Below are 14299 nucleotides of genomic sequence, written 5' to 3'. Positions count from 1 at the left end.
TTGTCTTATGAATGAATTGAATTGTATACTAGAATCTAAAGGCTACAGTAAAGAGATGATCCTATCGGAATATATTCATTATTCGGATGGTCAGGAATCCTTATATCTTTTTCTAACAGAGCTTGGGCCTATTGTGATTCATCGTGAGAAAAGAGAACTCTTTGATAAAGATTCGCTGGCTTTCTATTTTGATTCACCTAAAAATATTAAGGGGCGAAAGGAAATGGATGATTCCATAAGGGAGGTAAAATATGCAGATGTGTTTTTAAGTCTGTATGATTTTAAGCCAACCCAGGATAAAGAGCTCTGGAAGGATTATCGTGATCGGGACTCTGTGCTATTGTTTCACAATAAAAGTATTAAGGGCTATGCTTATGGATCTAATGGGAAAACAGTTTTTAATACTAAGGACCAAATGGCATGCTGGTCTCCTGCAATGGAGGATATGAAACCAGATTTAAAACTACTATTAACCTCTAATATTAAAGATATCCAAGAGCGCTCCCCCCTTTATAATAGTGTTTTGATTCAGGAACATTATGCTTCTATTGCAGAAAGAATGGATCGGTATGGATATGAGCATATAAGGTTTAATCAGGTTCTATTGTGGTTTTATGGTAATATTCATTATCTGAATGGTAATACGCCTTCTTTTACACTGGTATCAAGGCATCAGGATAGCTTGACCGTATATGGCGAAAAGATGGATTGTCTTGAGGACTATGAGGAAAAGGAATATCCTTTTAACTGCAAATATTGCTTTACAATAGAAGATCGGATTTTAAAGCAATTGATACATGAGTTAAGTGAAAAATATGATGTTGACATAATAGATTGCATATAAAGACTATGGATTTTAATGAGTTAAAAAATAAAGTAGATTTAATAGCCTATCTATCCAGAGACGGCTATAAGAAAGACCCTAAGAAATCATCCTCAAGACAATTTGTTTTCAATGGTCCTTATGGTGATAAGCTTCTTGTATTAAAACATAGTAAATCAGGTGATTTAATTTATAAAAATCTCCATGATGATAATGATTATGGTAATATCATCAATTTAGTGGCGAATCGTATTGAAGGCTTTGTTAATACCAGTAGAAAAACCAGTGCCGATTTTGCTAAGGCAGCGGATGTTTTAAAGGAATTTTTAAATATACCTAAGGAAGATAAAATAATACTGGACAAGATCAACCATCGTAAAGCCGCTGTCTTTAAATATGAAAATTATAATCCCCAAACCTTACATGATACCTCGTATTTAGAGAGTCGAGGTATCACAAAGAAGATATTAGATGATGAACTTTTAAAGGGTACGATCATTAATTGTCAGCGCTATAGTTATAAATCAAAATCCAATTATGGTTCACTGATGACTGGTTTTCCATGTACCAAGGAAGGTCAGATGGTTGGTCTGGATATGAGGGATCCAGAAGAAAAACTTTTTGCTGCCGGAAGTAAAAAAGCTGAATCCTTTTGGTCCTCACATTATCAATCCCATCATAAGAATGTAGTGGTGGGAGAGAGTCCCATTGATTTGATTTCCTACCAACAAATAAAAGGGGGGAAAGATAATTTCCTGCTTTCTACCAATGGTACCATAAGTTATCAGCAGATAAACATGATTGTGGATATGATTCAGAAAGGAACATTTAAAAGACTCATCTCCTCTTTTGATAATGATTTTGCAGGATACACTTTTGATTTAAAATTGATTAGAGGTTTGATAGGTGAGGATAAGGTAAAGTTGATTACTGCCAGAAAAGATTATTTAGAAGCGCAGATCAAATTAAAGGGATTAACAGCACAAAAATATGAGATCACCAGTATCTTGGAATTAAAAGCACTTGTAAATAAGTTGATTGCTTCTTATCAGCTTGAGCCTATTTATATACTTGATAAAGCACCAGGTAAAGACTGGAATGAGCTTATTGATACTTCGAAAAAAAAAAGTTTAAATCCAAACAATCCTAAGAAGATGAATACTATTGAAAATAACAAAAAACAGGACCCTAAAAAGGAGGATGCTATAGAAAGGAGTACTCCCAATACATTGAATGACTATAAGTATGATCCTAAAGATATTGCCGGAGAACTTATTCATTTTGGATGGTCCAACTATAAACATGAAGAAGGAGGAGAAAAAAGTTATTTTCTTCAAATCAAGGACCATCATTCACAAAAGGAAAGGACCCTTTGGGCTAAGGATTTTTCAAGAAATATTGAGGAAAACAACATACATAAAGGAGACTTTATAAAAATTACTTACCAGGGATTTGAAAATGTAGAAGTTAAAGTCAAGCAGAAAGGTAAAGACGGTAATTTGTCTTATAAATCGATACCTGCCAAAAGAAAAACCTATGATGTGCAAACTATCGATAAGAAGGATTATATCAGTAAACAACAGGCTTATCACAAGGGTATAGAAAAGAAGAAACAGCAAACGTCTTCAAAGATGAAGGGGGAAGAGTCTGCTTTGACCTCCAAAGAGAAAGAGGAAAAGGTGGTTTTAGCACCAAAAGCTATAGAGGTATCTAATAGAATTCCCAAGCAAATTCAAGGCGTCAATTTATCTAAGGAAGATCAGGAACGACTGGCTGATGGAGAGACCATATTATTAAAAAATATGGTGACCAATAATGGGATTATGGATGGTTCTGTAGAACTAAAGCCAAATAAAGATGGTGTATTAAGTCCATCAATAGCTTATGCCAGACCCTCAGAGGTGATTATCAAAGACAAAATATTGAAATACAAATTATCCAAAGAAGAGAAACAACACCTGGAAAATGGAAAGGTATTAGGCCCTCTGGAACTGGATAAAGATTTTAAAGCCTATCTGCAAGTAGATAAGGCACAGAATAGGGTGGTTATTAAAACTGAAAAAGAAATTGGAGTACCCAAAACCATTGGAGGTTATGCTTTATCATATGGGGATAAGAATAGATTGGCCAATGGAGAGAAGATGTTACCCAGAGTGTTTAAAGGTAAACATGGCTATTTTATGGCCAATGTCAATATCACCAAAGATAAAACAGGATTGGAGTATTCAAATATTGTGGCTCTAAGTAACCAGGAAGCCATTCAAATGATGGATTCAATCAACAGTAAAACCTATTCCAATGAGTTAATACTGGAGAATATCGTTGGTGTCACAAAAGATATGAAGACTCAAGGGAAAAGTCAGGAAAGCAATAAAGAGCAAGTCCTCAGATCATCAGAAAATACGGAAAAAACTAAATTAAAAATAGATGTAGCCTTAAGTGAGAAGTTAAAGGACAGAATAAAAAATAATGACAGTCAAGGGGTAGGTGAAATTCTATCTAAAGGATTTAACCCTACTGAAGAACATCAGGATTTGATTAAAACACTATCCAAAGAAGGAGTCGTTATTTCAGATGAGATCAAAACAAGAATTACAACAAAATTAAGTACAGAAAAAAATCAAAGTATCAATATATAAAAACAAATAAAATGGAATTACAGGATTATTTGCCAACAAATCAGGATGAAGAAATGGATGTTCTAAGCGATCCAATAGCCAAACGTGCAAGAGATTATTTTGAAGAAGTCCATCCGGTAGAATATTTAGCAGCTTCATTTGATAATACACTTGATCAAATCATCATCTATGCTGTAGCGAATTACAATTTTACTTGTAGCAAGCATATTACCAATGGAGGAGATACCTCTGTTGCTGATGAAATAGCAATGGATAGTTTGATAAAAACTATTGAAGAAAAAATTGTCGGACTTGTTAAATATTAGAAGATGAATAAAAAACAAGCCTACCAAGATAATTATATCGCTATTGAGGAAATATTTAAAGGAAACAAACGAGTTCCCAAGTCATGGGATTCAGAGAAAATAAAATTGTATACTGGTTATGGAGCTTTAAAAGAAATCCTTCTGGATCCTGAAAAATCAGAGCAATGGACAAAATCCTTGGAACCTTATAAAGGAGAGGTGGTTAAACTTAATAATTTGATAAAGGAAAATTTATCAGCCGAGCGTTCTGATGCAATGCTTGATTCTCTTAAAGAATCTGTATTAACCTCTTTCTATACTCCAGATGCCCTGATTAAGAATATGGTAGAACCTTTAAAGGAAGTTCTTCTAACGGGATCAAATCACCAGTTAAAGATCCTGGATCCATGTACTGGAACTGGGAATTATATAAATAGTCTTCAGGATATTTTTAAAGACACAAGCTTTGAAATTACCGGCTTCGAAAAAGAAAGAGTGGCTGGATGGATCGCAAAAAAGACTACAGAGGCCAAAGTACACCTTTCTCCCTTTGAAAAAATTGATACTCTTGAGAATCAGGAAAAATACCATTTGATTGTTTCTAACATTCCCTTTGGGGATATTGCTATATATGATAAAGCGTATATTCAAAGTAAAAATCCACATCTAAAATCCTCATTAAAACATATTCACAATTACTTTTTTGCCAAGTCCATTGATAAATTGGAATCAGGAGGTCTGTTAGCTTTTATTACTTCCACAGGTGTTATGGATGCCCCGGGAAACAGTTTTATAAGAGAGCATTTAATGAAAAATGCAAAGCTTATCACTGCCCAACGACTTCCTAATAATACCTTTGAAGGAACCGAGGTTATCTCTGATATCATCATACTTCAAAAAAGATCTGGCGTTATTGAAAATCTGAATCAACTCACCAGTATTGAGAAAGCTTTTCTGGGGAGCAGTCCAATAGAACTAGAAGGATCGAAGGATAGCTTTTTTATGAATGACTATTATAAAACCAATAGTAATCATATTCATGGACAGCTAGCTCTTGGTAGTTCCTATGCTGGAAGGAAAATATTAACGATTAATTCAGATGAATTTGGACTCTCAAAACTAAGGGCATCCATCATAACAGATATTACAGAAAACTTTATCCAGCCTCATAAAATAAATATAGAAGAAAAGTCTGGAGATACAAGCATAACTGTTCTGGAGAATATAACTGAGACGAGCGCATTAAATATTGAATTTGCAGATATTTCTCCCAAAGCCTTTGTGATTAAAGGAGATACTTATCCTATAAAAGAGGTATTGAGTAATGAGTTAAATGGTAAATGGAATAGAACACATAAAGGATGGATGTATCCAAAATCAAGAGAGGAAGAAATTAGAGGTTCTCTTTCTGAAATCCTTCCACAGACAGCAGAGGCAAAAGAAAAAAAGGAAGTATCAAATAATAAACTTCAATCTGAATATACTATAAATAGTTCCCTCCCCTTAAGTTTTAATCTTAAATCTGTTGAGCTTACTTCCTTGAATCTGGACAAAGAATTATTAGATCTTATTCAAGGAGCTAAAAGCAATGATATCAAGACTCTGGTAAATGTTTCTTATCAGGAAGATTATATAAAAGGATATAGAGAGGAGACTTTTAGTTTGGTCAAATTAGAAGGCGAGATAATTAATTCTATTGGTATTGAATATACAATTGGGTATCCGCAAAGAGGTCAAAGACCAGAGACAATAAAGGAATGTATTGAGGTAAATTTAAATGCACACTTTAAATCACTGGATGCACAAGAACACCTGCAAAAATGTGCTCAAAAGGAAAAACAACTTGATTTGTTTTCAAAACCATCTCCTGTAGTACAACCCTATCCGGTACTAGATGAGAATAAGATTCGAGATATAAAAGATCATTCGAAAATTGGATATATCAATCTCTATAGAAAAGGAAGGATAGAGGATCTAGTTAATAATGGAGCGATAAGATATATTCACAGTAATCCAGCGATTCATGATTATTTTAAGAAAGTAACCGGTTTTGATTTATATACCAGTGATAAACCTGAAACCAGAGCTCAGATAATAAAGGAATTAACCGATTATCGCCAAAATCAAATTAAGGATCAAGCTTTAAAGAATAAGCCGCCTAAACCAACAAAATCCAAAACAAAAATCTCATTTACAACACCTAAAACTCAAAAAAGAATTGAGCCTCAGGAAAGCTTTAAAACTCCTGAAGAATTCATTCAAGATCATGTTCAAAAAAATCTCTTAAAAGAGGGAAATATTAGTTCCTACAATGGTAGGATTGTGAAGTTAATCAAACCTAATGATAAGTGGGAGCTGGAAGATGTTCAGGTAAGTGGCGTAAGAATAAAAAGGGCAGAGGGAATTATTGATATACGTTATCAATTTGAGAAACTTCAGATCCTGGAGCATGCTGATAATCCGAATTTTCAAGAGATTGATATACAAAGGGCAGAGCTCAATAAGGTTTATGATGCATTTATTGAGAAATATGGAGATTTAAATAGTAGGGCAAATGCCTCAGTAATCAACCATGATCATTATAACTATGAACTTAAATCTTTAGAAAGGGAAGAACATGGTGTTTTTGTTAAAAGTGATATTTTCCATCGCTCCTTATTGCATTCGGATTTAAAGAATCAAAAGGACATTGATAATGTGAATGATGCAGTTTCTCAAAGCATTAATCAATTTGGAAGTATCAAACCTGAATTTTTAGCATCTTTACTTCATAAAAGTGAAGGTGAGATCCTATCTGAAGCGCTAAAAGAAGGCATCATCAAACCGAATCCCGTATTTCCTAAAGATTGGAATTCATTTAATGCGCATCAGTCACTTGATCATTTTAAAAATATTAAATACGAATTTGTTCTTCCTCAGGAGTTCTTATCTGGTTCGATCCAAGATAAAATCACTGCATTTGAGCAAAATCCTTATGCTACAGATCAAGACATCACCAATACCTTGATCAATGAGTTAAAAGAAGTCCTACCTCAAAGGTTGACCATTAAAGACATTGATCCAGTGTTTGGTGAAAGATGGATTGATGATCATATCTATGAGAAGTTTATTCAAGAAACTTTAGAGTGGGATTATAAAGTAAAATATCTTGAAGGTAGCGATACCTATCATATTTCAAATAACACTTATTATGCAGGAGGGAACAGCGATATCTATGATGTCAAATGTTCCAACGGAAGAAGAGTCCGGACCTCACAGATATTTCAAAATGCCTTTAATGATACCTCTACAAAAATCACCTATACCGTGGATGAAGTAACCAAGGTGGATACAAATGCCATGGCGGAGGTGGAAAATAACGTAAATAAGATTAAAGAAAAATTTAAAGCTTTTATCAATAAGGAGACAGGGTATCATGCTGGCTTGGAAAGAAAATATTTTCTTCTTCAATTACAGAATGTAAAAAATGAAAATGCTACCATCCCTTTAAACTTTAACCAGGTACAACACTTTACTCCAAGAGAACAACAAAAGGCAGCTACCTGGCAGATTATACGTGATAATGGAGGACTAATAGATCATAAAGTAGGCGCAGGGAAGACCTTAATAGCAGCAATGGCCGCTGTGGAAATGAAAAGAATGGGTAAGGTCAATAAACCTATGATCATTGGCTTGAAAGCCAATACAGAGGCTATTTATCGGGATATTAAAAAAGCTTATCCAACAGCCAGAGTTTTATTTCCAACAGAAAAGAATCTTTCTCCATCGTATAGAAAAGAGTTTTTTCACCGTATGATGAACAATGATTATGATGTGATCATCATGACGCATGAGCAGTTTGGAAAAATTAAACCTTCTCCAAATACATCAGAGAAATTAATCAAGGAAGAAATCAAAAACCTGGATATTGACCTTGAAGTATTAAATGGAGAAAACCAGCCCAATAAGATGCAAATCAAGGGGCTTATTAAGCGAAAAAACTCATTGGAAGTGAAGTTAAGAACGCTGCAGGACCAGATGAAAAAAGATGACCTTCCTTCTTTTGATAAAATGGGAGTGGATCATCTATTTGTGGATGAGTCTCACATGTTTAAAAACCTGCAGTATACCACACGTCATTTTCAGGTTGCAGGGTTAAGTCCATCAGATGGAAGCAACAGGGCTTTTAACCTATTATCAGCAGTGCGCCATATACAGGACCATCATAATGGCGATAAAGGAATCACCTTTTTATCTGGTACACATATTTCTAACAGCATCACAGAAATGTACTTAATTTTAAAGTATATGCGACCTAATAAGCTAAAAGAATTAAGAATGCCAACCTTTGATGCCTGGGCCAAAACATTTGCTTTAAAATCTACTGAATATGAAATCACATCATCCAATGATATCAAATTAAAGGAAAGATTCAGGCACTTTATTAAAGTCCCTGAGTTGGCTAAGCTTTATAACGACATTGCCCATGTTGTCAATGAATATAACCTGAAAGTGGATAAGCCTAAAAAGAATGAGATATTGGTAAATATTAAACCCACAGAGGAGCAGCAAGCTTTCTCTGCCAATCTTTTGCAGTTTGCAAAAACAGGGGACCCTCATTTAATAGGACGTACACATCTAACAGAAAGAGAAGAGAAAGCAAAAATGCTCATTGCTACCGATCTGGCTAAAAAGATGAGTATTGATATGCGTCTGGTTGATTCCTCAGAATATTCTGTGGAATCAGGATCGAAGATACCCGGACTTTGTCAGAATATTCATGACTATTATAATAAATTCAATGATTTTAGAGGAACACAAATTGTCTTTAGTGATATAGGAACGCCTACAGCAAAATTGAATTTGTACCAGGATATTAAGGATCGACTTATTGAAGAATATGGGATCCCTTCCGAGCAGATTGCTTTTGTTCATGATTATAATACAGATAAGAAAAAAGCTGAATTTGAACATAAAGTAAATGAAGGGGAGATACGTATTGCCCTTGGATCTACGCAGACTATTGGTACAGGTAAAAATATTCAACAAAGAGCTTGTGCAATGCATCATTTGGATATCCCATGGACCCCGAAAGACTATGAGCAAAGAAATGGGAGAGGGGAAAGACAAGGAAACTGGTTAGCAAAGAATCATAATAATAATACCATTGATACTTTTATCTATGCGACAGAGAATTCACTGGATGGATATCGCTTTGCTTTGTTAGGCACAAAACAAAATTTCATTGACCAGATTAAAACCTCTTCAGTAAGTTCACGAACAGTAGATGAAGGAGCAGGAGAGAGTGTTTCTTTTGCTGAATTAGCTGCAGCTATTACAGGAAAGACCGAACTTCTAGAGATCACGAAAAAGGATAAAGAATTAAAATCACTGGAGACCAAGCAGAAGGTAGCTGAAGATCAAATCAAAAGTGCCGGATGGGAAATAGACTATCACACTCAACAAAAAGAGATTCGGCTTAAGACTCTGGCTACATTAAAGACTGATCGAAATGAATTTCAAAAAGTATTTCCTGATTTAGATCCATATGATATTTCAGACAAGCCAATAATAATCAATAACAAGGCGTATAAAGATTTTATGGAAGTTGGAAAAGAGATACACACTAAAGCCAACCAGGTGATTCAGAACAATCCACTATGTGGAGAACAACAGTTACTTTCTTTTGGTAAATTCTCTGTTAATCTGGAGTCTGAAAAAGATTTTGATAATCGCGTGGTGTACCACCTGTATGTAAAATCAGAACAATCAGGAATGAAATATACGCACCCTGACTCAAGTGGAAAACTTACCAAGAGTCATGAGCCATTAGCAAAGGTGATTCCTGGGACCTTACTATCCTTAAACAAAAAGATGGTTGAAAATAATAAGGGTATAGAGCGAGCAGATAATAAAATCCATACCAATGAGAGGATTATTAAAGAAGGAGCATTTGATTATTCTGAAAGGATCAATCAACTTAAAGATGAAATTAAATCATTACAAAATCAATTAGATAGTAACGAGTTGCATGTAGAGACGGTGTTGAATGAACCTAAAACCGAGTATTCAGCATTGACTAAATAGGATATCAAAAAATGTAGTTCATAGTTCATAGTTCATAGTGATTGCTCCGATATGGAGTTAGGGTGGAGAGGGGCTTAATGTCCCTCTTTTTAGTACATCAGTCAACCCATTTGATTTAAGAATCATATCTTTGTAATGATATCTGGGAACAACGAATCCAGATATCCATTTTCTGAAATTCAGAAGTCAGGAGTTGAGTTTTCAACCTGGCTTCTTTTTCAATTATAGGATTACCGAGTTCTCTTTAGATCTGCATGTTTTCCAAAAAATAGTATTCAGAAAATCTCTAACATACAAGAGTTTAATTCCTTTATAATCCCCCTGTGTATTTAAGTATACCTGAATCATTTTCTGGGATACATATTTCTAAATGGAAAGAATGAGTATGAAAAGATCGTAAATTTAAATCAAATAGCAGAAGTTTTGTTGTTTCTTCTTTTATTTAATGAAGTATAGGTTTTGACTTAACGTTAATTTGTATATCTTTAGAACAAATCATTCAAAAGGTTTTCCCTACTATCACAAGTATTAAAGGAGAGTAACGATTCTCCTTTTTTGTTATTCTAAACAGTCTTATTCGGAAGGATAAGGATTTAAAGACAGGAAAATTATTATTGTATTGTAAACATTGGTTTTTATAGAGTTTACTCAAGATTTTAAGATTATCTCATAACTGTTTTTAGAAATACACTAGACCCTTATTATTGCTATTGTTAATTACAATAAAGTTCATCCAAATTATAAATCATTTTTTCAAATTCCGGTAAAATCAAGTCTATTTCAAAAACTTTTAAAGCATATTCTATAGTAGAACAATAAGTACATGGATAATCTTGTAATAACTGGTTAACGTATAAATGTGTAAAAACTGTTCTATCCGGATTATCTGCCAAAAGTACTGTATTGTAATTCTTTTTTATGATATCTATCCGGAATGTTCTCATTTTAGGGATGTCATCTATAATATCAATTAGATTACTGGTTTCCCTTAGGTCTACTAATACATTTTCTATACATTCCCATTCTTTTCTTAACATGATGGTATGATAATAATTTTTCCACTTATTTATTGAAAATTCACCATAAACACGATACACAAACAGCTTTTCCAATGGAAAAACTTATATTTTATTCTCATTAAAATAATTCGATTAGATATTAATTTCTCAACAAAAATAGTTTGAAAGAGTATAAGAATGGTGGCCTAATACAATTTAGAATACGAACTAAAATACTATTACAAATAATTTACGTATTTCATTTACTCAAATATAAGCATTAGTTATAAATAATCCTATCTTACATTTTCTCTGTATTAAACTTTTATTGTTAACGATAAACAGGAGTTTATTTTTTAAATTTCTCCTGTTTAATGAAATGAAATACTAAATATTTATTAACCAGGGTTTTGGTTATAAAAGATTACGTATTATGATATGCCTAATTTTAAAGATTATTGTAAAGAGTTTTAAACTCGAAATAACAATCTGAGCAGAATATAAAGGGATCAATTCGTAATATGGATTAGGTAAAATTAGACTTAAAAAATATCCTCATTTAAATATGAACAAATAAGGCTTTATGAATTTACAAATTAGAAATGTAACTCTACTTAAAAAGTTCCTTTATTGTTTTCATGGGTAGAAACATCTTTCCGCTGTCAGGTAATTTAGTAAATCCATATTTATTATAGAATCGTTCAGCATCTTCATCTATGGGGTCAACGATAACTGCAAATGCTCCAATTGAATCTGTAGTATCCGAACACCTTTTTAATGAATCAATTAATAGAATTTTACCTATACCTTTTTCTTGAAACTCTTTGTCAATTGCTAATCCTCCCAATAGTATTGTGGGAATAGATGAATACGATTTGGGTAAATTTTTCCTATAAGAATCAGGAATTAATTCATTTGAGATGCTATTACTTGAAAGTGTATAGTATCCAGAAATTCTATCAACTTCTGTATCAATTAACACGAAACAAGCTGATAACTTTCTTTTAACATCCTGTTTTGCTTGGCGCCAAAAATAATTATCCAACAAATCTTTCCCACACGAAAAATTTATTCTGTCATGCTTAGTATTAAGCGGTTCAGTTAAATATCTCATTTAGATATTAATTTATTATACTCATCCTTGGCAGAAATCAAATCTTTATTTGGTTTTGGTGGATTCACTAAAGAATCAAAGAAAATCTCTTTATCTTTCTGTGATGCAATTATTTTCTCACGTTCCTCAATAATTTCCTTAGCTTTATTTTGAACAGTTACTATAACAAAGTCTGTTAGATTTCTATAGCCACCTAAAATTGCTGCTTTCTCAAAAAGCTGTTTTTGTTCTAGTGGTAATCTGGTATCAAATCTTGCCTTATCTTGTTTTAATGCTCCCATAATTATATCTTTTATGCAAAGGTACGGAAAATATCCGTAACACTAAAGTTTTGTACGTAAATATACAGTACAGCATAACTCCGATTATCTTGTTAAAGCTATTTACTTAGGGAATAAGTATATCTTTTTCAACCTTTCAACATTAAACGTCTGTTTAGTGAGACTCTAAAATGCACAATTGATTATTTGTTTAATGCCATATAACTTAAATTTTAAGTGAACTTGATTGTAATATTATGGAAGTTGTATTGATTGAATTTATTTAATATAAATAGCACATGTTATGTATATTGTATATATGGTATATATTATGTATATTTGTTAAATACAACTTTATATTGTTATGGGAGTTAGAAAAAGAAAACTAATTGATTTAGATGAGAATACTTTTAAAATTCTTTCAATAAAAGCTGCTGAACGAGGAACTAATCTTAAGGATTTAATAGAGAAATCTTTGGATCGTTTAGCTGAAAATATTGAGGAAACCGAATTATATTCTTACTTGGTAAAAGCACAACCAGAAGGGAAGCAAGTTATTTCAAAAAAAGAAAAAGATGACTTCGAAAATTGGTTAGGTGTATGAATGTAGAATATTCTAAAGCATTTACAAAAGCAGTTAAAAAATTATCAGGAAAGCTTCTAGAATCAGTTAAAAAAACAATCATTGAAGTAAAAGAAGCTGAAACTATTGAAGATATTACAGATTGTAAAAAGTTAAGTGGTTTTGATGATATTTATAGAGTTAGAATTGGAGATTTAAGAGCCTTCTTCTTGTTTCATATTCATATTGAAGGAGATACTGTAATATTTGAATATCTTGTTTCAAGAGGTCAAGCCTATGATAAAAAGATTATGAATAATCTAAAAAAACTAGACAGCTAAATAATCTACAAATAGAAATGAACTCCAGGATGATGATCTTGGTGGGGTAAGTTTGGATTGTTATGATTACGGCGCAAGGATGTATGATCCAGCTTTAGCTAGATGGAATGTGGCAGATCCAGCAAAAGAGTTATATTGGAATCATTCACCCTACAATTATGCACTAAATAATCCTATAAATGCGATTGATCCAGATGGGAATATTGTGATCTTTATAAATGGATTTGCTATGGATAAAGAACAGAAAGGAACTTCAAAATATTGGGAAGGATTTGATGAAGCAGTTACATGGAAGCTTAATGATGAAAACCGAATATATAGACATGGAGGAACTAGCCTAAATGCCATGGCAAGATATAAGGATGGTTATGAACAAGCTATGGCAGATGCTGATTATATTATCTCTCAGGTTATTGATGAAAATGGAAATGCAAAAGAAACTATAAAGATTATAACGCATAGTATGGGAGGTGCTTATGGAAAAGGATATTTAAATGCACTAAAAACATACTTACGAAGTAAGGGGTATCATAATGCTATGATAACTTTAGTAGCAGATTTTGATCCTTATCAGGCTTCGGAATTGTCTGCAGATCCTTTAATTTATACACAGCAACACACTCATAAGAAGAAAGGAGAAGGTAATTACTCTAGGCTGGCTAATGAGAGACAAGAAGGAATTGAGGATGAAGATTATCATGAAGATGAAAGTAAAGGTTCGCATGATATAACCAGTTTTTTTGGTAATGTCTTTTTACTTAAGGAAGGTACATATGTATATAGGAATGGAGCGTGGGTTTTTGAGGAAATAAAAAAAGAAAAGAAAAAAGATGAAAAATAAAGTCAACTATTATCTATTATTTTCTCTGGCTGTATTCATCGTTATTTATATATCGTTTTTATATAGATTGTTCACATCAAGAGGAGGTGCTGGGTTAGGAATTTTGATTGAATATATGATATTTTGGGCGGTTCACCTATTATTAGCCATATTAATTAACTTTCTCAAATTGAAATATTCAAAACCTAATTCTACTCTAATATTTAAAAGATTTTTACTTTTAAATATTATCATCATAATTATAAGTGTAATACATGTTTATTTTATGTTTTAACCCCTCGCTGGTGAGAGATGGTATCTCGTACCTTTTGAAATATAACAACAAAACCTGGCATTGACCGGGTTTTGTTTAATTAGAAACAATAATTATT

General features: G+C 32.8%; 10 protein-coding genes. 7 read left to right on the top strand and 3 right to left on the bottom strand.

Features of this window, described 5'->3' with window-relative positions; all coding sequences use genetic code 11:
* Positions 1-7: 7 nt before the first annotated feature.
* Genes OM075_RS17970 through OM075_RS17955 form a run of 4 tightly spaced genes read left to right on the top strand, consistent with a single transcriptional unit; the run spans position 8 to position 9812 of the window.
* Positions 8-844, top strand: coding sequence for a hypothetical protein (locus tag OM075_RS17970; protein ID WP_301191922.1), 837 nt, complete (start codon positions 8-10; stop codon positions 842-844).
* Between the two features lie 5 nt (positions 845-849).
* On the top strand, positions 850-3462 hold the full coding sequence (locus tag OM075_RS17965) for a DUF3945 domain-containing protein (protein WP_301191921.1): 2613 nt from the start codon (positions 850-852) through the stop codon (positions 3460-3462).
* 11 nt (positions 3463-3473) lie between these two features.
* Positions 3474-3767, top strand: a complete 294-nt coding sequence (locus OM075_RS17960; RefSeq protein ID WP_301191920.1) for a hypothetical protein — start codon at positions 3474-3476, stop codon at positions 3765-3767.
* 3 nt (positions 3768-3770) lie between these two features.
* Positions 3771-9812, top strand: coding sequence for a helicase-like domain-containing protein (locus OM075_RS17955; RefSeq protein ID WP_301191919.1), 6042 nt, complete (start codon positions 3771-3773; stop codon positions 9810-9812).
* Between the two features lie 713 nt (positions 9813-10525).
* Here the strand turns inward: OM075_RS17955 and OM075_RS17950 are convergent.
* From OM075_RS17950 to OM075_RS17940, 3 genes are all read right to left on the bottom strand, one after another.
* Positions 10526-10924, bottom strand: coding sequence for a hypothetical protein (locus OM075_RS17950; protein WP_301191918.1), 399 nt, complete (start codon positions 10922-10924; stop codon positions 10526-10528).
* A 496-nt stretch (positions 10925-11420) separates the two neighbouring features.
* Positions 11421-11924 (bottom strand): GNAT family N-acetyltransferase, encoded by a 504-nt coding sequence (locus OM075_RS17945; RefSeq protein ID WP_301191917.1) that lies wholly within the window; start codon positions 11922-11924, stop codon positions 11421-11423.
* Positions 11921-12205, bottom strand: coding sequence for a type II toxin-antitoxin system TacA family antitoxin (locus OM075_RS17940; RefSeq protein WP_301191916.1), 285 nt, complete (start codon positions 12203-12205; stop codon positions 11921-11923). Before OM075_RS17940 ends, OM075_RS17945 begins: the two co-directional genes overlap by 4 nt.
* Positions 12206-12548: 343 nt before the next feature.
* Here OM075_RS17940 and OM075_RS17935 point away from each other — a divergent pair, with 343 nt between their 5' ends.
* From OM075_RS17935 to OM075_RS17925, 3 genes are read left to right on the top strand one after another with little or no spacing between them, the layout of a single operon-like run.
* Positions 12549-12788, top strand: a complete 240-nt coding sequence (locus tag OM075_RS17935; protein WP_301191915.1) for a hypothetical protein — start codon at positions 12549-12551, stop codon at positions 12786-12788.
* A complete protein-coding gene (locus OM075_RS17930; protein WP_301191914.1) occupies positions 12785-13087 on the top strand; it encodes a type II toxin-antitoxin system RelE family toxin in 303 nt (100 codons plus the stop codon). Before OM075_RS17935 ends, OM075_RS17930 begins: the two co-directional genes overlap by 4 nt.
* A 52-nt stretch (positions 13088-13139) precedes the next feature.
* Positions 13140-13928: an RHS repeat-associated core domain-containing protein gene (locus OM075_RS17925; RefSeq protein WP_301191913.1), complete on the top strand. Its 789-nt coding sequence runs from the start codon at positions 13140-13142 to the stop codon at positions 13926-13928.
* Positions 13929-14299 lie beyond the last annotated feature (371 nt).

It is taken from the genome of Plebeiibacterium sediminum (genome assembly GCF_026013605.1).
GTDB classification, from domain to species: domain Bacteria; phylum Bacteroidota; class Bacteroidia; order Bacteroidales; family Marinilabiliaceae; genus Saccharicrinis; species Saccharicrinis sediminus.
This window is presented reverse-complemented; position numbering and strand designations above follow the sequence as displayed.